Source organism: Methanosphaera sp. WGK6, assembly GCF_001729965.1.
GTDB lineage: Archaea > Methanobacteriota > Methanobacteria > Methanobacteriales > Methanobacteriaceae > Methanosphaera.
The window spans coordinates 23,877-45,737 of sequence record NZ_JRWK01000008.1 but is presented as its reverse complement, the minus strand read 5'-3'; the positions used below and the strand labels follow the sequence as shown (position 1 = coordinate 45,737).

General features: G+C 27.1%; 24 protein-coding genes. 21 read left to right on the top strand and 3 right to left on the bottom strand.

The window, feature by feature from the left end; all coding sequences use genetic code 11:
* Window positions 1–7 precede the first annotated feature (7 nt).
* The 10 genes from NL43_RS05370 to NL43_RS05325 all read left to right on the top strand — a co-directional run bounded on the left by NL43_RS05370 (window position 8) and on the right by NL43_RS05325 (window position 9,178).
* Window positions 8–1,159, top strand: a complete 1,152-nt coding sequence (locus tag NL43_RS05370; RefSeq protein WP_069593014.1) for a nickel-dependent hydrogenase large subunit — start codon at window positions 8–10, stop codon at window positions 1,157–1,159.
* A gap of 11 nt (window positions 1,160–1,170) precedes the next feature.
* Window positions 1,171–2,157 (top strand): respiratory chain complex I subunit 1 family protein, encoded by a 987-nt coding sequence (locus tag NL43_RS05365; RefSeq protein WP_069593013.1) that lies wholly within the window; start codon window positions 1,171–1,173, stop codon window positions 2,155–2,157.
* Between the two features lie 34 nt (window positions 2,158–2,191).
* Entirely contained in the window at window positions 2,192–2,461 is a 270-nt protein-coding gene (locus NL43_RS05360) for an energy-converting hydrogenase B subunit P (RefSeq protein WP_069593012.1), read from the top strand.
* A gap of 890 nt (window positions 2,462–3,351) precedes the next feature.
* Complete coding sequence (locus NL43_RS05355; RefSeq protein ID WP_069593011.1) at window positions 3,352–3,576, top strand: hypothetical protein; 225 nt, start codon at window positions 3,352–3,354, stop codon at window positions 3,574–3,576.
* Window positions 3,577–3,588: 12 nt separating this feature from the next.
* Entirely contained in the window at window positions 3,589–4,215 is a 627-nt protein-coding gene (locus tag NL43_RS05350; RefSeq protein WP_069593010.1) for a hypothetical protein, read from the top strand.
* A gap of 551 nt (window positions 4,216–4,766) precedes the next feature.
* Window positions 4,767–4,991 (top strand): FeoA family protein, encoded by a 225-nt coding sequence (locus NL43_RS05345; RefSeq protein ID WP_069593009.1) that lies wholly within the window; start codon window positions 4,767–4,769, stop codon window positions 4,989–4,991.
* 160 nt (window positions 4,992–5,151) lie between these two features.
* A complete protein-coding gene (gene feoB / locus NL43_RS05340) occupies window positions 5,152–7,155 on the top strand; it encodes a ferrous iron transport protein B (protein WP_069593008.1) in 2,004 nt (667 codons plus the stop codon).
* A 170-nt stretch (window positions 7,156–7,325) separates the two neighbouring features.
* Entirely contained in the window at window positions 7,326–7,544 is a 219-nt protein-coding gene (locus NL43_RS05335; RefSeq protein WP_143741326.1) for a hypothetical protein, read from the top strand.
* A 137-nt stretch (window positions 7,545–7,681) separates the two neighbouring features.
* Entirely contained in the window at window positions 7,682–7,894 is a 213-nt protein-coding gene (locus NL43_RS05330; protein ID WP_069593006.1) for a hypothetical protein, read from the top strand.
* A gap of 636 nt (window positions 7,895–8,530) precedes the next feature.
* Complete coding sequence (locus NL43_RS05325; protein WP_069593005.1) at window positions 8,531–9,178, top strand: DUF5612 domain-containing protein; 648 nt, start codon at window positions 8,531–8,533, stop codon at window positions 9,176–9,178.
* Here the strand turns inward: NL43_RS05325 and NL43_RS05320 are convergent.
* Complete coding sequence (locus tag NL43_RS05320; RefSeq protein ID WP_069593004.1) at window positions 9,100–10,230, bottom strand: hypothetical protein; 1,131 nt, start codon at window positions 10,228–10,230, stop codon at window positions 9,100–9,102. The two genes, NL43_RS05325 and NL43_RS05320, sit on opposite strands and share 79 nt — an antisense overlap.
* A gap of 310 nt (window positions 10,231–10,540) precedes the next feature.
* Between NL43_RS05320 and NL43_RS05315 the strand changes: the two genes are divergently transcribed.
* From NL43_RS05315 to coaBC, 11 genes are all read left to right on the top strand, one after another.
* Window positions 10,541–11,791: a nucleotide sugar dehydrogenase gene (locus NL43_RS05315; RefSeq protein WP_069593003.1), complete on the top strand. Its 1,251-nt coding sequence runs from the start codon at window positions 10,541–10,543 to the stop codon at window positions 11,789–11,791.
* 19 nt (window positions 11,792–11,810) lie between these two features.
* A complete protein-coding gene (locus NL43_RS05310; RefSeq protein WP_069593002.1) occupies window positions 11,811–12,377 on the top strand; it encodes a DUF366 family protein in 567 nt (188 codons plus the stop codon).
* Between the two features lie 12 nt (window positions 12,378–12,389).
* On the top strand, window positions 12,390–12,875 hold the full coding sequence (locus tag NL43_RS05305) for a 6-pyruvoyl tetrahydropterin synthase family protein (protein WP_069593001.1): 486 nt from the start codon (window positions 12,390–12,392) through the stop codon (window positions 12,873–12,875).
* Between the two features lie 12 nt (window positions 12,876–12,887).
* A complete protein-coding gene (locus NL43_RS05300; protein ID WP_084790425.1) occupies window positions 12,888–13,589 on the top strand; it encodes a 7-carboxy-7-deazaguanine synthase QueE in 702 nt (233 codons plus the stop codon).
* A gap of 361 nt (window positions 13,590–13,950) precedes the next feature.
* Window positions 13,951–14,526: a CBS domain-containing protein gene (locus NL43_RS05295; RefSeq protein ID WP_069592999.1), complete on the top strand. Its 576-nt coding sequence runs from the start codon at window positions 13,951–13,953 to the stop codon at window positions 14,524–14,526.
* Window positions 14,527–14,589: 63 nt separating this feature from the next.
* Window positions 14,590–15,525, top strand: coding sequence for a CBS domain-containing protein (locus NL43_RS05290; RefSeq protein ID WP_158005557.1), 936 nt, complete (start codon window positions 14,590–14,592; stop codon window positions 15,523–15,525).
* A 113-nt stretch (window positions 15,526–15,638) separates the two neighbouring features.
* Window positions 15,639–16,466, top strand: a complete 828-nt coding sequence (locus NL43_RS05285) for an HPP family protein (protein ID WP_069592998.1) — start codon at window positions 15,639–15,641, stop codon at window positions 16,464–16,466.
* Window positions 16,467–16,603: 137 nt separating this feature from the next.
* Window positions 16,604–17,446 carry a prephenate dehydratase gene (pheA, locus tag NL43_RS05280; protein ID WP_069592997.1) on the top strand — a complete coding sequence of 281 codons (843 nt, stop codon included), beginning with the start codon at window positions 16,604–16,606 and terminating at the stop codon, window positions 17,444–17,446.
* Window positions 17,447–17,565: 119 nt separating this feature from the next.
* On the top strand, window positions 17,566–18,081 hold the full coding sequence (locus tag NL43_RS05275; protein ID WP_069592996.1) for a hypothetical protein: 516 nt from the start codon (window positions 17,566–17,568) through the stop codon (window positions 18,079–18,081).
* A gap of 12 nt (window positions 18,082–18,093) precedes the next feature.
* On the top strand, window positions 18,094–18,657 hold the full coding sequence (locus NL43_RS05270; RefSeq protein ID WP_069592995.1) for a PsbP-related protein: 564 nt from the start codon (window positions 18,094–18,096) through the stop codon (window positions 18,655–18,657).
* A gap of 17 nt (window positions 18,658–18,674) precedes the next feature.
* Complete coding sequence (gene coaBC, locus NL43_RS05265; RefSeq protein ID WP_069593049.1) at window positions 18,675–19,829, top strand: bifunctional phosphopantothenoylcysteine decarboxylase/phosphopantothenate--cysteine ligase CoaBC; 1,155 nt, start codon at window positions 18,675–18,677, stop codon at window positions 19,827–19,829.
* A 97-nt stretch (window positions 19,830–19,926) separates the two neighbouring features.
* On the opposite strand, the gene NL43_RS05260 is transcribed toward coaBC, so the two are convergent.
* The gene (locus NL43_RS05260) at window positions 19,927–20,592 is read right to left on the bottom strand and encodes a fibrillarin-like rRNA/tRNA 2'-O-methyltransferase (protein ID WP_069592994.1); all 666 of its coding nucleotides are present in this window, start codon (window positions 20,590–20,592) and stop codon (window positions 19,927–19,929) included.
* Window positions 20,593–20,604: 12 nt separating this feature from the next.
* Complete coding sequence (locus NL43_RS05255; protein ID WP_069592993.1) at window positions 20,605–21,849, bottom strand: NOP5/NOP56 family protein; 1,245 nt, start codon at window positions 21,847–21,849, stop codon at window positions 20,605–20,607.
* Window positions 21,850–21,861: the final 12 nt, after the last annotated feature.

Genomic DNA, 21,861 nt, shown 5'->3' with positions numbered 1-21,861 from the left:
TATTTACATGGTTACAAAAATAGATGGAGCAACAACTTGTAATGAAACTGAAAGACAAGTTTTTGAAACAGAAATTGATATGGGTACCGTACATCCAGCAGCTTTAGAACCTTACAGAGTAAGACTATTTGTAGAAGATGAAATAGTTAAAGATGCTGAAATTACAGTAGGTTTAAATCACAGAGGAATCGAAAGAATCATGGAAGGTTTACCTGTAGAAAAAGCAAATGCTTTAACTGAAAAAGTATGTGGTATCTGTTCAAACGGACACATATACAATTCATGTCGTGTAGCAGAAGGTGCTATGGGTATAGAAATACCAGAAAGAGCAGTTTACTTAAGAGTTCTTGCAGAAGAACTTGAAAGATTACACAGTCACATGTTATATTTAGGTCACGGTTCAGAAGTATTATGTCATGAAACATTTGCTATGAGAATATTTTACATAAGAGAATCTGTAATGGACCTATTATATATGATGGGTGGAAATAGAGTACAATATGGTGTATCTGTACTTGGTGGAGTAAGACCTAGAGCAGATTTAAATCTTAAAGAACAACAAAGAGTTCTCGAAACAATGGATTACATTGATGATAAAGTAGGAGCTTTTGCTGAAAGATTTGTATCTGATCCAATGGTAATGAGCCGTATAACTGGTACTGGTGAATTATCACAGAAACAAGCTTTAGATTTACATGTAACTGGACCATCATTAAGAGCTACTGGTTACGAATATGATTACAGAACAGAAATGTTTGAATATGAACCATTTGAATATGATATTATAACTCAAGATGGTGGAGATGTAAGAGCAAATATTCTTATGAGAGCAACTGAAATATTCCAATCAACAAGAATCATTAGACAAGTAATTAAAAACTTACCTAAAGGTCCTGTAGTAACAAGAGATTGGGAAATGACTGATGCTCCAGTATACAAAAGTTACATAGAAGTACCTCGTGGAGTATGTTACCACTCATATGGTTTAGAAGATGGAAAAGTAAGACACAGTATTGTAAGAACACCATCTATGTCTAACATTGCAGCAATGCAAGAATCTTGTATTGGTCATCCTTTACAAGATGCACAACTTGCAATTGTATCATGTGATCCATGTTTCACTTGTACTGATAGAGCTATACAAGTAATTAAATTATAGGAGACCCAATAATGGATATAATAACATCAATAGGTTATGTAATAGGTGCTTTTATAATTGGAAGTATTGTATGTTTATGGTTACCTGGAATTGAAAAGAAATCAGAAGCAAGAGTACAACAAAGACTCGGACCTCAACTTACAAGTCCTGGTGTATACACAACATTAAAATTCTTCTTTAAACAAGGATTAAAACCATCTGCTATACTACCTAGAGTATATAATGCATTACCAATAGTAACTTTGATTGTAGTAGCAGCAATATATTTAATATTACTACCTCAAGTAATGGTAGCATGGGGACCATTTGCTAGTTTAGTAGCACTTGTAGGATTATTAAAAGTGGAAGAAGTATTATACTTATTCATGTGTTCATTCTCACAATCACTTTTATCTAAAAATATGCCATTCCCTGATCAAATTAAAGGTGCAAAACACGTAGGTGCTAAACAATCATTCTTTGAACAAATAAGTGCAAATAGATCATTAAAACTTATATCATATGGTAGTTTACCATTTTATATAGCTTTATTCATACCTGCTATAATGGCTGGAAGTATAAACTTACTTGATATTGTAAAATATCAAATGGTTTGTGGACCAGTAGTATTAAGTTTACCAGGTATCATTGGTACAATTGTATTCTTTGTAGGATTCTTAATTGTTCTCAATTCAAATCCTTTTGCATATATGGAAGGACACTCTGATGTAATTCAAGGTCCTCTCATGGAATACATGTCTAAATCAAGAGCTGTATATACAATGGCACATGCATTTTTAATATTTGTTGGTGGATGTGTATACTCCACATTATTCTTAGGAGTACCTCCAGCATTTAGTGTATCAATCATAGTACCTATAATATGTTCTATAATATTAACAATGGCAGCAGCTGTAACAAGTGCATTTGCACCATTATTCACAAACCGTGAATTCTATCCTACAGTTATAGCAACCAGTGTAATATCTGTAATAGCAGTTATAGTAGCATTCTTATAATGATAAGGTAATACATGATTTAATAGGTGATTAAATGAAAATAGTATTAAGACCACATCATATAATAAGTTTAGCTGGTTATATTGTAGAACTAAGAACATCTTTCAGAAATTTAATTGTGGTAAATCATCAAGATGAACCAATTAAATTAGAAGTTCCTGTTCTTGATGATCAATGGATTGAAGAACATGAAGCATTAGGATTAGAAGTAATTCCTGTTAATGATGATGACGACTTCTTAGTAATGTATCAAATAGCTAAACATAAATTAGATGCAGAAAGAAAAGCATTAGAAGGTAATTAATTTTACCTTCTCATTTATTTTTTTTACTTTTTTTAGAATTTTTTGATTTTCAAATACATATAAATCTTAGTTTTATATAATCTGAATTAAATATAGGAATATTTTATAAAACACATTTTTAGTTTTGTTTATTTTATTATAATTTTATAAATCTACCAGTTTATACTAAATTTTATTTTCATATCTTTTTTTTACTCTTCAATTTGATTTTTATATTTGAACAATCTATTTTTAATATAATTTTACTTTTATTTCTACAAATTCAAAGAATGGCTTGTTTTAATGAGTATTTGGTAAAAAAAATGTTATTTTGGGTTATTAGTATTCTTTTTATAAATCAAGAGGTGGGTTGTATATCATAAATATCTTCTGTAAAAGTTTTTTTTTATTGGAATTGGTTCAATGTCTGTCTTTTCAAAAATTAATTTTTTTGAATTTTGATGAACACATTCTGCTTTGTATGGAAAATAATAAGTTTATATATGTGATTAAATAAATAATTATGATTAATATGATTATATTATGTGGATAATTTATTAATTATACCTTTTATTTAAGGTAATTGGGGAGTTTTAAAAAAATTAACAGATTATTCTGAATTCATATTAATACATAATAGTTATATAATAAGGGGAACATAGAATTTATAAATATTTAAATAGAAATGATGTAGCTATATTTTAAAATAAATCTCAATTTCTATTTAACGAGTTGAAATTATGAAAAATTATAGTTTTATCTTTTGTTCATAATACTCTTAATAATATATGGATTAAGTATAGCTTCAGCAAATGAACTTGTAACTAATGATACTTCATTAATAACAAGTACAACATAAAATGGCCACATATCATAGAGTATTTGTTTATGGTAGGGATTTCTATATAAACATGACAGATTGGGGTAAATTTTGGACACATAAGAATTATTTAGACAATTATGATTATATTGAAATTTTTAATACTTCAAGTCCTAATTACAGAGATATTGTAGAAATACCTTATACTAAAAATGGTTATGATCGAGAAAATGCAGTATATATTGATTATGAAACAGGAGCACGAAAAATGACAGTTGAAGAAACATATATCTATTTTCCTAAAAATAATTTATAAAGAGAGAATATCATGTATTTAGATGTTATTTATCATAATAGTTTAATATTGGTAGTATTCATTATTATTTTTTTAAAAAACGATATGGATGATTTTTATAGGAGTATAGGTATAAATAAACAATCAAATAGGGATTTTCGTGCAGAAATAATGAGTTTTTTCATGGTTGTTATTTTAATAGGTACTTTCTTTATTGATTATGATTTGTTTAATAAAATGTTTATTATTTTAGTTTATATTATCCTAGGTTTAATATGGAACCGGGAATTGCTGAATGAAAAAATAGTAATAAAAAAAACAAGTGCGGATGATAATGAATATTCATTTCTATCAATAAATCTTAATATGGTATTGGGTATATGGTTATTATTTTATATTTACTATTTAAGAGTAATCTTTCCTAGTATAACTCTTTCAGAATATGAACTCATGATTCTTTGGAGTATATATTATATTTATGAATTTATAATGATAACATTGGTCATGTTTTTCCCCAGACAATTTATAAATAAAATTGAACTAATAACAGGATACAATGCAACGAAAAAAAAGGAATATGAAAATATAGTGATTATATCAGCAGTACTAACTTTTCTTATTCCTTATATAATTGTTATGATACTTATTAATTTGCTATAAAATAAACTTTCTATAATAGATTAGTTAGTGAACATATGTTACAGAACTTTGATTTACAGTTAGGTGTGATATTTTATTTAAACAAGTGTGATTTTATTTATAATAGGTTTTAGAGGGATATTATTCATATATCCCTTATTTTTAAGAAATATAATTTTATTTTAATTATATTATAGATTAATTTGAATTATATAAATTGGAATTTCTACAAGGTCATTTTTTTAGAATATTTTTTGCTCATGTATTTTTTTTCTGTTTTTTCTTAAATATTTTTATGAATTTAGTTTTAGTAAAATTTATGTATATTGTATAATTTTAATTATTCTTTAATGATTTTTTATTTAGTTACTGTCTTGTTCTTTTATGCATTGTTTATTTTACTTGGTATTATATTATAGTAATATTTATATATTATAATGAACTTAGGTATACCTAATTAGGTATAACTAATTATGTGTTAATATTAATCTGAATAAATTTAATTATTAGTTGAATCTTATTAAACTAATAATATTAGATAACAATCAAAAATTAGTCTCAAGGAGGATATTATGGCAAGAACAGTTGATGATTTACAACCTGGAGAATCAGGTGTAGTCAAATCACATAAAGTTAAAGGATCTCTTGGTAAACATTTAAGGGAAATGGGTCTTATCAGTGGTACTCCTATTAAACTTGAAAGAAAAGCACCATTAGGTTATCCTGTTGAAGTAAGAATTCAGGGATTTTCTTTAGCTTTAAGAAAAGAGGAAGCAGAATCAATTGAATTAGAATAATATCTATTTTTTTTTAATTTAATTGTATTTTTTTTATTTATTTATAATATTGAATCATTTAAAAATATTTTTTTAAAAAATTATATTTTAATATATAAAACTTTATTATAATTCAATTTAGGTGAACCTAAATTGGTATAGGACACATAAGAGGAATGATATGGAGAAACTAAAATTTTTACTAGCAGGTAATCCAAATGTAGGTAAAAGTTCAGTATTCAACCATCTTACTGGTATGAAACAACACGTTGGAAACTGGCCTGGTAAAACAGTAGAACAAAAATCTGGTAGTTTCGAATTTGATAACTATGAAATCGAAATGATAGATCTTCCAGGTAATTATAGTTTAACCCCTTATTCAGTAGAAGAACAAGTTTCACGTGATGCAATAATTCATGAAGAAAATGATGCAGTAATAAATATTATTGATGCAGAAAATATTCAAAGAAACTTATACTTAACATTACAAATCCTAGAAACAGGGGCTAATACAGTATTAGCAGTGAACTTGTTAAATTATGCTGAAGAAGCAGGTTTTGAAATAGATCTTAAAAAACTAGAAAAAACACTAGGAATTCCAATAGTAGTAGTAGATGCTAGGGAAGGAACAGGACTTAATGAACTAGTAAGAACAGCAATCAAAGCAGCAAAAAATCCTACCAATAGGGCAGACTCATTAACATATGGTTTTGAATTAGATGATCATATTAATGAAGTAAAATCAATGTTCCCTAACTTAAAAGTAGGTTCTGCACCAGATTCATGGGTAGCAGTAAAACTTTTAGAAGGTGATGATGAAGTAATGGATCTTGCCGAAGAATCACCTGATAAAGAAAATTTACGTAAAGTAAATGAAATAAGAAAACATCTAGAAAAAATATTAAATGATAATGTTGATGACGCATTTATTGATGCAAGATATGGAGAGATTGCAGGTATAATGAATAAATGTGTTAAAAAACCTTCTGGAAACAAAGAAACATTAACTGATAAAATTGATAAAATAGTTACAAATAGATTCCTAGGAATACCAATATTCTTAGTAGTAATATATTTAGTATTCTATCTCACATATACAATAGGAGGTCCTTACCAGGATTTAATTGATGCTGGATTCACAGCATTAATAGATTATTTAACTCCAATGCTCGGTGATGGATTATTATCATCATTTGTACTTAATGGTGTAATAGGTGGAGTAGGTTCAATACTCACATTTATTCCAATTATATTCATATTATTCTTCTTATTAAGTTTGATAGAAGATGTTGGATATTTAGCAAGAGCAGCATTTGTAATTGATAGAGCAATGTATAAAATCATGGGATTATCAGGTAAAGCATTTATACCAATGATTCTAGGATTTGGATGTGACGTAACAGGGGTAATGGCAACAAGAACACTTGCAAATGAAAGTGATAGAATCTCCACAATGTTAGCATTACCATTTATTTCATGCAGTGCAAGAATACCTATCTATGCATTATTCACAGCAGTATTCTTTACACAAAACCAAACAGAAGTAACATTTGGATTATACATTTTAGGTATGATTGTAGCAGTTATAGTAGCAAGATTACTTAAAGGAACAGTATTCTCTGAAGAATCTGCACCATTTATCATGGAATTACCACCATACAGGTTACCAACCATGAAAAGTGCAACACTACACATGTGGGAAAGAGGATCTCTCTTTATTAAAAAAGCAGGAACAATCATTTTAGGTACATCCATACTTGTATGGTTACTTGGAAACTTGCCACCAGGTGTAGAAGAAGGTACTATTGAAAGTGTAATTGGTATGTTTGGTAATGCAATTGCACCTATATTTGCTCCATTAGGATTTGGATTCTGGCAAGCAGCAGTAGCTCTTGTATTTGGTATCATGGCAAAAGAAATTGTTGTATCAACTTTCGGTACACTATTTGGTGTAGGTGAAGATGGTATAAGTGAAGTACTTCCTGGATTATTCACACCATTAACTTCACTTTCCTACATGGTATTTACATTACTATATGTTCCATGTTTCGCATGTCTTGGTGCAATCAAAGAGGAAACAAATTCATGGAAATGGATGGGTGTATGTGTAGTACTGTGTCTAGTCGTAGCATATATAGCATCATTCATAGTTTACCAAGGAGGATTATTGTTAGGATTTACATAATTCCTAATAATACTTTTTTTTTATTATTTTTTAAGGAGGTGTTTCTTGTGATTATTGGAATAAGAACTAAGAATAAATCCAAAAAATAAAAAAATTTTCAACAATTAATTTAAGAAAAACTTTTATACTATTATAATATATTAGTATTAATTATTATGGAGGAATAAAAATTGATGCAATGTATGTTATGTGGATGTAAATTTGATGAAACAAAAGTAAAACCATGTGGATGTAACTGTGCATTCGGTGGGTGTAATGGTGAAAATGTACGATGTCCTAATTGTGGACATGATATGCATATACCAAAAGAACTTAGAAAAGATTTAACAGAAGATCAACAAAAATCCCTGTTAACACGAATTATAAATTCACTTAAATCTGAAAATTAACTTTTTTTATAAATTTTATTTTATTCTGTTTAACTTATTTTTCAATAACTATTTATAACATAAACTTTAATTATATAAATTAAGGTAAGACTAAAAATATTGTAAAAAAATAATAAATGTTATAGGAGAAGATAATTATGATTAAATGTAAATTATGTGGATTTGAATTTGATGAAACAAAAGAAGAACTAATAGACTGCAACTGTGGTTGTGGTGGAGATAATGTATTTTGTCCAAATTGTGGTTATGAAGTAAGATTACCACGTTCAAGTATTCCTAAAAAAGTTAAAAAAGAAGAAGAACAAGGATTCTTTGGAAGAATGGCAAGTAAATTACGTATGGGAAATTAAGTATATACTTTCTATTCATTTTTAATTTAAAATAAATTTTATTTTTACTTTTTAATTAAGTATTTAAAAAAATAGCTAATTTTTCTCAATTTTATTAACTAAAAAAATATAATCTTCTTTTTAATATATTAAAATTAATTTTCTTCAAAAAGAGTTTTTTTCCTAAAAAGAATAAAAAGGATGTGTTTATTATTTAGGAAATTATTGTCATTTTAATACATATCTTATGGGATATTTAAGGGTATTGTATCAGTTAAAGAGTATAATTACATGATTAATGATGAAATGAATATTATGGATATTACATTTTCTTTATTTAAATTTATTTAGGGGTTAAAATTTAAATTTCTATGTTTTTATTACAATACCCTTTTTTTAGAATATATGCATTTATTGTGGAATTTAATTTTATCTTATTTTTCCACTATTACATTTATTTTATAATCATACTATATAAATATTACTTTATTTTTTTAAATAATTTTTTATTTATTTGAATTAATCTAAATATATTCTTTCATATTATAAGAAACTAAAACAGCAATTATAATTAAAAATACTTTTTTACTAGTTAGTACAAACTATTATATTAGTAAAATTAATAAATTATTTGATAAATAAAGGTAGGTAATGGTAATGGTAGATGCAATAACACTGTATATGTTAGATAAACCAGGAGTTCTAAAAAAATTATCTGATTATATTGCAAAAAAGAAGATTAATATAGTTTATACATACATGCATGTTGAATCTAAAGGATATGCATCTACATATCTTGAATTGGATCATGTTAAAGATATGAATGAACTCATCACAGGACTTGAATCATTTCCTGAAGTGGTAAATGTTGAATTATCTGCGTCAATGGATAAAGTATGGGGTAAAAGAATTATAATTATTGGTGGTGGAGCACAGGTATCTCAAGTAGCACTTGGTGCAATTACAGAAGCAGACCGTCATAATATTAGAGGGGAACGAATTAGTGTAGATACTTTACCTTTAGCGGGGGAACAAAAATTAGAAGAAGCAGTACGTGCAGTATGTTCATTATCTCGTGTTGGTGTACTAGTACTTGCAGGCTCATTAATGGGTGGATCTATTGTTAATGCAATTGATGAAGTAAAAAAGAGTGGAATTAAAGTTATTAGTTTAAATATGGTTGGTTCTGTAAGGGATCATGCTGATTTGGTAGTAACTGATCCAGTTCAAGCAGGAGTCATGGCTGTAATGACTGTAGCAAATACTGCTAAATTTGATATTGACCGTGTTAATGAAGTATTATAATCAATATTCATCATCTTATTTTTTTTTATTGGATTTTTTTCTAACTTTATATATTCATTTAATGATTCGCGTGTTGTTCCTATAATTAAATTATATTTAGGATTTTCATAGTCTTTAGTAATTATTTTTTCACACATACCAGATGCAATAACTCTCTCATTATTTTGTACAATTCCTGTATAAGTATGGGTATATGATAATATTTTTTCAATATTTACAATAGGTCCTTCTAAAACTTCAACATCTTCTATAATATATGTAGCTGGAACATTATATGATTGACTATCATCACTAATTTTACACTTAATTTTCATTCGACCTTCTTGTTTTATATTAATAATTTCTTCAGAAATTACTTCTTCTGGTTTCAAAGTCAATGTAATATCAAATAATGTATCTTGAATAAGACCTCTATTGTTTCGTCTATTCTCATACCATTTATATTCATCTAATGTTAAAGAATTATCTTTAATTCTTTTTTTATAAATTTGATTCCAGTATTCATCATCTATTTTATCAAGAACACTATTTTCATCATTTTTTAATTTACCATATAATGTAATAGCTTTTTTATGATTTTCTAGTCCATAGATAATAAAATCAATATCTGATTCTGTAGGTTTTTGAAGATGTAGTAAAGTAGATCCTGTAATTCCCATGTCCTCATAACTAATTCCAGCCTCTTCATGAAATGTATTTGCAAGTAATGAAACTTTTCTATAATATTCATCTGTGGTTTTACTATTAATAATTTCATTTAATCTAGTAATAGGACTTCTAATTTCTAAAATATCTTCTCTTGGAACACCCATCATTTTCTTATTTTCAATATTCCATGTAAATAAGTAGTTAGGATGATTTTTTCTAAGATATTCATATGCTTCAATACTATCTACTTTTTTATACTTAATACCATTAATTTCACGATCTCCCTCATCACATGGAACATATCTTAAAAAGGCAATATATGCATTTTCAGGATGAGTATAAGTATTTACTGCAAAAAATAAATGATCTTTTGTTTCTATATAATCCCTTGGCTGAACTATCATATCTAAATAACCTATTATTTATTTTATCTATTACTGTTTATGAATAAAATAATATTAATAGGTTAAGAGCTCTTATTATGGTTTTAATTTAATCACATGGTTTTATATTATATGAAATTCATATAATATATTAATAATTAATCATTTAAATAAAGTATATACTTCTTAATTTCAAATCAAACTTATTAAAATAATTTTTTCTTTTAATAAAATGATTTATACTGATTTTTCTAGTATTTGTTATATAGGTATTCTTTTTTTTAAATTTTTAATTCTAGTATCATAAAGAAATGCATTAAAGGGTAGAATAATGAAAATCTGTGTTATAGGTCAAGGTTATATTGGAATACCTACCGCAGTATTATTTGCAAAAAATAATTGTCAAGTAATAGGTGTAGATATAAATGAAACAATAGTTTCAAATTTAAATAAAGGAAATATAACTATTGAAGAACCAAAAATTAAAGAAATTCTAAAAACATGCCTAGAAAATGGAACATATATGGTAAAAACACACCCTGAAGAATCTAATGTTTATATAATAACAGTACCTACACCTTTTAAGGAAAATAGTTTTGAATGTGATTTAAAACATGTTATAAGTGCATGTGAATCAATAATACCCTACATAAAAAAAGAAGATATAATTATAATTGAATCAACTATTGCACCATTATCTACAGAAACTGTAATTAAACCACTCTTTGAAAAAGAAGGATATGTTATTGGTGAAGATTTATATCTAGCTCATTGTCCTGAAAGAGTATTACCTGGAAATATTTTAGAAGAATTAGTTCATAATAGTAGAATTATAGGTGGAATAACTCCTCAATGTACTAGAAAAGCTACTGAAGTATATAAAATCTTTGTTGAAGGAGAAATTATAGAAACAGAAGCAAAAATAGCTGAGTTATCTAAGTGTATGGAAAACACATATCGGGATGTGAACATAGCGCTGGCTAATGAATTGGTTAAAATAGGTGCTAAGTTAGATATTAATGTATTAGAAGTAATTGAAATAGCAAATAAACATCCAAGAGTTAATATACTCTCACCAGGACCTGGAGTGGGTGGACATTGTATAGCTATAGATCCCTACTTTGTATATTCATTAGCACAAGAAGAAGCTAAAATAATAAAGATGGCTCGTGATACTAATAAAAGTATGCCTGACTTTGTAGTTAAAAATGTGAAAAATATATTAAATGATTATAAAGAAAATAAACACATAATATCCATATTTGGTTTAGCATATAAGGGAAATTCAGATGATGACAGAGAAAGTCCATCCTATGATATAATAAGAGGCCTAGAAAAAGATTTTGATTTAAAGATATATGATCCACATATTAAATTTACAAATCTAAGCTTTGAAGAAGCAATACAAGATTCATCACTACTATTAATTCTAACTAATCATGATGAATTCAAAGAACTCGATTTCAATAAATTAAAAGAAAATATGAAACAACCAATAATATTTGATACAAAAAATATTATAGATAAAAATGATATTCTAGAAGAAATTACCTTATTTAACTTTGGTAATTTACCTAAATAATAATTTGGAGTGATTAAAAATGCAATACTTAAAATGGGAAGATGGAAATGAATATGATGGAAGTCAAATAAATCCTTCATGGGCTTTCCAAGAATTTGGAGTGAAAGATTCAACAATAGTTTCATGGTTAGGGCCAATGAATATACTTGGAAAAAACCTGATAGACTATGAAGATGTAGGTTTAGATATTAAAGGGAATATGATGCTAAATTTCATAGTAGAACATTTTGATGAACAACCAGGAAGTTTAAGATTAGCATACCACAGACAAAGAATGTTGGTCATGATAACAAGAGATAAATTATTAGATTATGGTATTAATACAACACAAGATGGGGATGACATATTCATAAACAATAAAAAACTATCAGTATCTATAGCAACAGCATCAATAAGTTCAATGAAAATGCATTTTGCATTAAATATCACAGTAGATGGAACACCTGGTGATGTAGAAACATCAGCACTAGAAGATAATGGAATGACAATAGAACAAATACATCAATTACAAGATTCAATTGCAAAAACATATATTGAAACTATAGAAACCATAGAAAAAGATATAGTAAAAACAAAAGTATTTTAGGGGAAATAAATAATGAAAGTAAATTTAGATGGAATTCATACAAATTTAAGATTTTCAGCAGCGCACATGGTAATAGGACATGAGTCATGTGGAAAAATACATGGACATAGTTACATAGTGGATGTGGAAATAAGTGGTGAAAAATCAGGACAATTTGGCTTTGTAATAGACTTTAAAATATTAAAAGGAATTACTAGGAAAATATGTAAACAATTAGATCATAGAGTATTAATACCTGTAAATAGTCCAGACCTTGAAATAACATATGAAGATGATAAAACAGTAGAATTCAAAGTACTTGGTGATTTAGAATATAAACTACCACGTTCAGATGTAGTATTATTACCAGTAGTAGCTACAACTGCAGAATGTCTATCTGAATATATAACAGAAGCAATAGTTGATGAACTAGAAGATACAACAACTCTTGAATACATAGAATTACAAGTTAATGAAGGAATAGGTCAAGGTGCATCCTATCATAAAAAATTAAACTAAGTAGGGAGGTATATAACCATCACTTCTAAAATAATAGAGATATTCTCAAGTATTCAAGGAGAAGGACTACTTATAGGTAAACGTCAAATATTCATAAGGTTCTCTGGATGTAATATAAACTGTGTATACTGTGATACAGAAAACAGTAAAACAACAGATTTAGGAAAAGAGTACTCCTTCGAAGAACTAAATAACAAAATACAGGAATTAATGACGCCTGACTTTGATTCACTAGAAATAACTGGTGGAGAACCACTTCTACACTCAAAATACATTCATGATTTTCTAAAAAAATATCCCTACAAAGCAATGCTTGAAACAAATGCTACATTACCTGATAATATGAAATTACTAACTGATGTAATTGACATAGTATCTATGGATATAAAATTACCTGAACATTTTAATTCACAGGATGAATGGAAGCAAATATATCAACAAGAACTAGAAACAATAAAAGTAATGGAATCAAAAAATCAAAAATACTATATCAAAATAGTTATCTCACCAACCACACCACTCAATATCATGAATAAACTACTTGGTGATCTAAAAACAATAACATCCAATGATATTGAAATTATAATTCAACCAGTAAGTCCCATGTCATTATGGAATAGTAAAGAAAATCTCTTTAAAATATCAGAATTAATAGGAACACAATATAATGTATCTGTAATTCCACAAATACACAAGTATCTTGGTGTAGAATAAAATAATAATAATTTTATCATTTACTATTTTTATAAATTTAAATAAATTAACTTATTCTTCAATTATTTTTTTTAAATAATTTTTATAATCTTCATTTAATGATAAATAGAGTAATTTAATTACTTTTCTAATAAAAGTTATTCTAAAAAGAGTTTTATTAATCTAATATTTGTAAGTTATACTATTTATTCTTTTTACTTTTTGAAGAATATTTTTCCATATTTTCTTAAGATAATTATTCATTTATGAAAATTTACTATTTTATTGTTATAATATTAGAAAATTGAATAAAAAATATTATATAATAAGAATTAAATTATTAATTATGTTATTATTTTTTTAATAACCCGGAGTGATAAACATGGAATTAAAAACAAAAAATAATATTGGTATTAAAGATGCAATGACATACAATGTCATAACAGCTACAAGTGATACAAAAATATCGGATATAGCAACTATAATGACTAAGAATGACATTAGTTCCGTGGTTATAGAAGATGAATGTGTAGAAGGAATAGTTACAAGTAATAATATTATTTCAAAAGTTGTATCTAAAAACATATCTCCACAAGATATAACTGCAGACATGGTTATGGATAAGTTTGTAGAAATAAATCCTAGTACTTCATTGGTAGAAGCATCATCAGTAATGATTAAAAATAATTGTAAAGTAGTTTTAGTAATTGATGATAACAATGATTTAAAAGGATTACTCACCTTAACAGATATTGTAAGAGTATCTCCTGAATTAATTGAATTATTCGTCGAAGAAAATATTCTTGAAGAATCATTCTCAGAAGATAAACAATACAAAACAAGTGATGAAAGTTTAGATGAGGGTGTATGTGAAAAATGTGGTGTTTATGGAGAATTAGAAGATAATGATGGACAATATTTATGTTCAGAATGTATTGAAGAATTATCAGAAGAATAAAAAAATAAAATCCAATATTAGAAAAAAAATAACAAGTTAACCAATTAAATGGAGATGAAAAACATGAAAAATAAAATAATGAATAAAATCAATAACTTTGATGATTTTAATTTACAAACAAAAAAATCTGAAAATGATGGAGACATAATGAGTATAGCATTTAAAGATATTATAACAGCATCTCAAAGTGCAACAATAATTGAAATCGCAAATTTAATGGTTGAAAAAGATATTAGAAGAGTACCTATAACAGATCCAGGTTCTGGAAAATTACTTGGAATTGTAACAACAATGGATATTCTTGACTTCTTTGGTGGTGGGAAAAAATATAATCTCATTACAGAAAAACATAAAGGGAACTTTTTATCAGCAATAAATGCACCAATACGGGAAATTATGACGAGTAATGTAAAAACAATGACTAACAAGGATACAATTATTGATGCAGCAACTTTAATGCTTGAAGAACATATAGGAGGATGTCCTATAGTAAATAGTGCTGATGAAATAGTAGGTATGGTAACTGAAGGAGATGTAGTATCAAAATTTGATAAACTAATATCTGACTTAGAAGTACAGAACATAATGGCTACAGATATAATCACAACAACACCTGGAACAAGAATAGAAGGTATAGCAAAAATAATGGTAAGAAACTCTCTTAGAAGAGTACCAATTGTTGGTGAAAATCCACAATTACCATCATCAAAAGAAGAACTTCTAGGATTTGTAACAGCATCTGATATACTAAAATACATAGGACAACATAAATTATTCACAAAATTATTTTCAAATGATGGAAATGATGTTGTAGATATCACCGTAGATGAATTAATGATTACGGATATTATTACAGCCTCAAAATATGATAAATTAGGTGATATTGCAAATACAATGTTTGAATCAAATATTAGAGGAATACCAGTAGTTGATGATGACTCTGGAAAAATAATTGGAATCATAACAATTCGTGATTTACTAAAAGCAATTGTTCAATAGATAAATATAAAAAGATTAATTTTATTTAATTAATCTTAAAATATGAATATGTTTTTATATTTTAAGTATAATATTATTAAATATATTCTAAAAAAACTATGGAGTTGATTATAATGACAATAGAAAAAGTAATGGCTAAAGATATCATAACAATACATAAAGATCAAACAGTCTCTGATGCTTTAAAACTAATGAGTAAACATAAAATATCAAGGCTAGTAGCCATCTCTCCAAAAAATGGTGAATTAGTAGGAATCATAACTGAAAAAGACATGGCTATAAAAATAGCTTCAGCTAAATATGAAAATGTTCCACTATCTCATATGAGAATTTCAACAATAATGACACCTGATGTAATAACTGCAAAAACATCTGATTCAAAAGTAAAAGTTCTTAAAACAATGGTTGATAAACATATTGGAGGTATACCTATTCTTGATGATGAGGATAATGTAGTTGGAATGGTAACAAAAACAGACTTCTTAAATGATATGGATGCTGAACAATATAAAGAAACTCCTATAAAAGAAATCATGACTAACAGAGTAGTTACAGTAGGTCCTGATGAAAGATTAGTACATGCAAGAAGATTAATGATAGATAATGATATTTCAAGATTAGTAGTAGTTAGTTCTGGATTAATAATGGGGGTAATAACATCTAAAGATGTAGCAAGAACAGTCATTGATTTTAAAAAACGTGTACCTGAAAAGTATCAACATTCTCAAATAAGGAATTTATTTGTACAAGAAGTAATGTCACAGACAATTGAAACAACCACAAAAGATGCAACTATTGCAGATGTAGCTGAAATAATGGTTACAAATGAATTCAGTGGAATGCCTGTATCTGATGATAAAAATAAAGTACAAGGTATAGTTTCAAAAACAGATATACTAAAATATGTATATGACCATAACCGGAAAAGAGGAAATTACTAATTTTCTCATCCATACTTTTTTTTTATAATTTACTTAATATTCAAACTATTTTTTCTAAAATATTTTTATTATCAAAAACTATTTTTTATAATATAATCAAAGAATTAATAAATTATGTTATATATAAATAGTAACTAATGAATGAAAATAAACGAGTAGGATATCTAGGACCTGAAGGAACATTCTCACATGAAGCTGTTCTAAAAGTGGTTGATGAAAATACAAATATTGTCCCTTATCCAAATATTCTAAATATCTTTGAATCTTTAGCAAATGATGAAATTGATGAAGCAGTAGTACCTATTGAAAATTCCACGGAAGGTTCAGTAGTTATAACATTAGATGCTTTAACATTTTTCAACCTAAAAATCAAAGCAGAACTAGAATTACCAATTAAACATAATCTTTTAGTACAAAAAGGTAAAACAATAGATGATATTCAAGTAATATGTTCTCATCAACAAGCAATAGCACAATGTAGAAATTATATTCATAATCTTAAAAAACCAGTACATACTATGCCAAGTACTGCTAATGCTGCGAGATATGTGACAGAATTATCGACAGCTGCAGTAATAGGTAATAAAATATTGGCTAAAAAATATGATTTAGAAATATTAGAGTATAATATTCAAGATTATTCAAATAATGTCACACGTTTTATAATTATTGGTAAAGATGATCAAAAAGAACTTTCAGGTAATGATAAAACATCTATTTTATTATCTTTAAAAGGAGATAAACCTGGTGGTTTATATGAAATTCTAGGTATTTTCGTAAATGAAAATATAAATCTTACAAAAATAGAGTCACGACCTTCTAAACAAGGTATGGGAAAATATATATTTTTCATAGATATAGAAGGACATCAAAAAGAACCTTCAATTAAAAAAGCATTAACTATTATTGAATCAAAAGTAGCAATGTTTAAAATATTGGGTTCTTATAAAACTATTACTGTTGAGGGGGAATTAAAATAGCAAGGGGTAACTCTCGGCATTATATTGAAAAGAAACTAAGGGAATTAGAAGAACAGAAAAATAATGGTAATATTACTCTTGAAGAATATGATACTCTAAGAATTCGTTATGAACGAAAATTGGGTAATAAAGAAGCAGTAACTAAACTTCAAGAATCTAAAGGATTTAAGCCGTCAAATATTAAGGATAGAAAAGCTAAACGTGAAGAATTATATGATGATTTTGTAGATAAATATACTAAAATAGAATCAAATGATTATACTAAAGTGGATAGTAGTGTTAGTAGAAAAACTACGCGAAGAATACTAATAGTAGTAATTATTTTAGCATTTGCAGTGGGAATAGTTGCAGGAATCTCTGCATTAAATACGATAAATGATAGTTCATCCTCAAATATAACAGTATCTGATTCAGCGTTCAGTCCTAATGGAACTGTAATGAATGCATCAAATTTAACTGCAAATAATAATACTACACAAAATATAACTAAAACTACAACCACTAAGAAAACATATTCAAATAGTGCTACTAAAAAGAATAGTGGTTCAAGTAGTAATAAGAACTCAACTAGTGGTTCAAGTTCCAGTAGTTCTAGTGGTTCCACTAGTTCAAATAAACATAATAGTTCACGATAAAGGAGTAAAATTATGAAACTAGGTAAAAACATTTTAACAATAGTTATTTTAATAGTTCTCATATTTGCATTATATTATTCTGGAATTTTTGCTTTTATTACTGCATCAGGACAAACATATGATCAAAATAGTGTTACTTTCCAGTATCCTGATGATTGGCAAGAAGCAAAAAGTGTAGCTGAAGGATCTGTAGCAGCAGTAGCTGACCCTAATGATCCAAAGACATCTATTGTTATACAACAAGTACCCTCAGAGTATGGTGATGATATACAAGTTGCATGTTCAAATAATAATAAACTATTAGCACAATATGGAAATTACATTAGCATTCAGGAAATAAAAACAACAGTAAATAATAACACTGCTATTATTCATAGATATATAATAAATGAAGCTGATGGTTCACAAAAAGAACATGTTGCAACATGGATGAAAATGGATAATAAAATGTACGTGTTATTATTATCTACTCCGGTAGAATCATATGAACATGTACGTTCAGGGTATGATTTAGTTGTTGGAACATTTAAAATAAAAAATAATTCAAACAATGCTATATTGGATTTATTTAATTAATGGAAGGAGTATGTTATATGAAAATAATTCTTTGTGTCACGGGAAGTATTGCTGCAACTGAAGATTTAAAATTAGTACATCAACTAAGACGGCATGGATTTGAAGTAGAATGTTTCATGACAGAAAGTGCAGCAGAAATAATTACGCCAATGTCTATGGAATTTGCAACAGAAAATCCAGTAGTAACTAAAATAACAGGAAAAGTAGAACATGTAAGAAATGCACAGGCTGATTTAATATTAGTAGCACCAGCAACTGCAAATACTATAAGTAAATTTGCTCATAAAATAGCAGATACTTCTGTTACAACATTATTATTAACAGCTAGTGGATATAAAACACCTATATTATTTGTTCCATCAATGCATATTTCAATGTATCGTGCGATTGAGAATAATATTAATAAGATTAAAAAAGACCATCCAGAAGTTTGCTTCATGGAACCAAATGAAGCAGAAAGAAAAGCAAAATTCCCAAGTAAACATGAAATAGTATTGGAAGTTGAAAGAATGCTTTCTGATCATAAACTTCAAGGTATGAATGTACTTGTAGGAACAGGTGGAACTTTTGAAGCTATGGATGCTATGAGAGGAATAACTAATCGAAGTTCTGGAAAAATGGGTGTTGAAATAGCAAAAGAAGCTTATCGTCAGGGAGCTAATGTTACATTACTATGTGGATTAACTCATACGCATATTCCTAAAAATTTAAAAAGGATTAATGTCGAATCAACTAGTGAAATGATGTCTGTTGTAAAAAATGAAATTTTAGAAACAGATATTTATGTTTCTGCAGCAGCTATTTCTGATTTTGAAATTGATCATGTTGAAGAATCAAAATATCCATCGGAGAATGATATAACAGTTAAATTCACTAAATTACCTAAAATTTTACAACAAATAAAAGAAATTAGTCCTTCTACATTTGTTGTTGGATTTAAGGCAGAAGCTGGTGTATCTGAAGAAGAATTAATTAAGAAAGCTACTAACCGTATGAATAAATATAATACGGATATCATGGTGGCTAATGATATTCTTGTTGAAGATGGAGGTCCTGGATCTAATAATAATGAAGTTTATTTAATTGATAAAGATAGTTATGAAAAAATTGAATTAGATTCAAAATGGCATATAGCTCAGAAAATTATTGATAAAGTTTATAATTCATTATAAACACTATTTTTTTATTTTTAACAATTACTCTTTTTTTTAGAAATTTTATTAGAAATAGTAAAGTGGGGGTTAGTTTATTAACTTAATTTTTTCAAATTTAAAATGATTTTTCACAGATAAATGCAATATGGTCTTTCTCATATGGGTCTAATTTTATTTCTTCTAAAATTTTTAGACCTCCTTGTTTTAAACGTAGTTTTTCTTGTTTAAAAATATCATTTGGGTTCATAGTTACATCAATACTTCTAGCTTTAATCATTATAATTCCAATTGTATTTTCTTTTGCAAATAGTTTGAAATTATCTATGAATAATTTTGTTTGTTGAGCTTGTGCAACATCACTATATATTATATCTACTGATTCTACTAAATGTTGATAATTAAGGGGATGTGTTGCATCTTCTAGTAGTGGAAGTAGATTTTCTCTATCTTGTGAAACATCTAAAAATTCTCTCATCATTGTTGGTGCAAATTCTACTGAATATATTTTTCCTTCAGTACATATATCTGAAATATGTGAAGGTGTTGTTCCTGCTGAAGCACCTAAATATAATACATTTGAGTCTTTTTTAAATGGGAATATTGTAAGGCCTTTAATGATTGCTGCAGCTAATTTTGATCTTCGTGGGTTCCATAATCTAAATTCTTTATCTTCATGAACTATGAGTTTTTCCTGATATACTTGTTTACCTGGAATTAAATTAATTGTTGCAATTTGATTATCTATTTGGTATACATTTTCACCTATCTTATTTACTTGCATATAATTCAACTCCTAGTATGTATATTCTCCTTTACGTAATTTTCTCTTATTACGTTTATTTTTTTTCCCACGTTCTTTACGGTTTTTTTTACTTTTCTTGTTTTTCTTATCTTTTTTATCCTGTTTATCATTACTTTTAGTTTTACGTGATGGAAATGGATTGTCTTTTTTAATTTTTTCAATTTTTTCGTCAAGTTGAATTTTAATATTAGGATCATATTCATTACTAAATGCATCTTTTCGTGCAGCAATTGTTATTTTACTTGCAACTGCTCTTGCAAGTTTTCCACGAATCCACCAATTAGAACCACGTATACTTGGATGTTGGAATATAAGTCCATGTTTTGGTGGATTTTCTCCTGTTTTTAAATGTCTAAATGTTGCTTTTTCAGCACCAATAATTTGTATTGTACTTGAAGGTAATTTAGCAAGGTTTTCTAATCCATTCATGTGTGCAATTAATTTTGCACTAAGATTGGAACCTGCTACATCATTTAAATTTGGTGCAATTTCCTTGATTTTTTCCTGAATATAGTTCTCAAGATTATTTTTTGTTTCATATAATCTACTAAGTGATGTTGCAAATTCTTTAATAATTTCTAAATCCTCTTGAATCATGTCAACATCATAAACATCTAGTAATTGGATGTGTGTATTTTCTAATAATGAACTATTTCTGATATTTTCACGACTGGTTTCAGTAGCAATAAGTTTAGTATATAGTTCATGATTATGTAATTTTTCTAGTTCTGGAACATAGGGTGTACACCATTCTCGTAGTCTTTCTATTAATTTACCAGTTGTTTCTTCAATTTCTTCAAGTGAATTTATTGTTTCTACAATCATCACATCATTTGTTTTAATAGATTCTCTAATTTTTTCTTTTGTAATTTCATTATATGTTTCATTTAAATTTCTGCGTATATCTATGTTTTTTAATTCTGAAATATCATGGATAATTTGATCTAAATTTGCTCTGATATATTTTCCATTAGTAGTTGTTTTTTCAAAAATTAATTTATCATAATCCTTTAAATCAGAATATAGTTGTTTACTATTACTAGTTTCAATTATAATTTCATTATAGTTTTTTGCAACTATTTTGATAAGTTCTTTTTCTTCAGGTAATAACTGTTTTTTTTGGATTTCTCGTAGTTTTTCAACTTGTTTTTTTCCAAACAATTGGTATTCAATAATTGTATTATCTTGACTCGTAGCTATAAATCCAAAACTTGTAGTTGTAATATAGCATTTCATGTATAATACTTT

Coding starts and splice junctions, on each gene's coding strand:
- NL43_RS05345 (WP_069593009.1), top strand. CDS start 4,767: ATGGCAAGAACAGTTGATGATTTACAACCTGGAGAATCAGGTGTAGTC.
- NL43_RS05310 (WP_069593002.1), top strand. CDS start 11,811: ATGCAATACTTAAAATGGGAAGATGGAAATGAATATGATGGAAGTCAA.
- NL43_RS05370 (WP_069593014.1), top strand. CDS start 8: ATGGTTACAAAAATAGATGGAGCAACAACTTGTAATGAAACTGAAAGA.
- NL43_RS05350 (WP_069593010.1), top strand. CDS start 3,589: ATGTATTTAGATGTTATTTATCATAATAGTTTAATATTGGTAGTATTC.
- pheA (WP_069592997.1), top strand. CDS start 16,604: ATGAATGAAAATAAACGAGTAGGATATCTAGGACCTGAAGGAACATTC.
- coaBC (WP_069593049.1), top strand. CDS start 18,675: ATGAAAATAATTCTTTGTGTCACGGGAAGTATTGCTGCAACTGAAGAT.
- feoB (WP_069593008.1), top strand. CDS start 5,152: ATGGAGAAACTAAAATTTTTACTAGCAGGTAATCCAAATGTAGGTAAA.
- NL43_RS05290 (WP_158005557.1), top strand. CDS start 14,590: ATGAAAAATAAAATAATGAATAAAATCAATAACTTTGATGATTTTAAT.
- NL43_RS05305 (WP_069593001.1), top strand. CDS start 12,390: ATGAAAGTAAATTTAGATGGAATTCATACAAATTTAAGATTTTCAGCA.
- NL43_RS05260 (WP_069592994.1), bottom strand. CDS start 20,592: ATGCAAGTAAATAAGATAGGTGAAAATGTATACCAAATAGATAATCAA.
- NL43_RS05365 (WP_069593013.1), top strand. CDS start 1,171: ATGGATATAATAACATCAATAGGTTATGTAATAGGTGCTTTTATAATT.
- NL43_RS05315 (WP_069593003.1), top strand. CDS start 10,541: ATGAAAATCTGTGTTATAGGTCAAGGTTATATTGGAATACCTACCGCA.
- NL43_RS05270 (WP_069592995.1), top strand. CDS start 18,094: ATGAAACTAGGTAAAAACATTTTAACAATAGTTATTTTAATAGTTCTC.
- NL43_RS05285 (WP_069592998.1), top strand. CDS start 15,639: ATGACAATAGAAAAAGTAATGGCTAAAGATATCATAACAATACATAAA.
- NL43_RS05255 (WP_069592993.1), bottom strand. CDS start 21,849: ATGAAATGCTATATTACAACTACAAGTTTTGGATTTATAGCTACGAGT.
- NL43_RS05325 (WP_069593005.1), top strand. CDS start 8,531: ATGGTAGATGCAATAACACTGTATATGTTAGATAAACCAGGAGTTCTA.
- NL43_RS05355 (WP_069593011.1), top strand. CDS start 3,352: ATGACAGATTGGGGTAAATTTTGGACACATAAGAATTATTTAGACAAT.
- NL43_RS05295 (WP_069592999.1), top strand. CDS start 13,951: ATGGAATTAAAAACAAAAAATAATATTGGTATTAAAGATGCAATGACA.
- NL43_RS05330 (WP_069593006.1), top strand. CDS start 7,682: ATGATTAAATGTAAATTATGTGGATTTGAATTTGATGAAACAAAAGAA.
- NL43_RS05320 (WP_069593004.1), bottom strand. CDS start 10,230: ATGATAGTTCAGCCAAGGGATTATATAGAAACAAAAGATCATTTATTT.
- NL43_RS05360 (WP_069593012.1), top strand. CDS start 2,192: ATGAAAATAGTATTAAGACCACATCATATAATAAGTTTAGCTGGTTAT.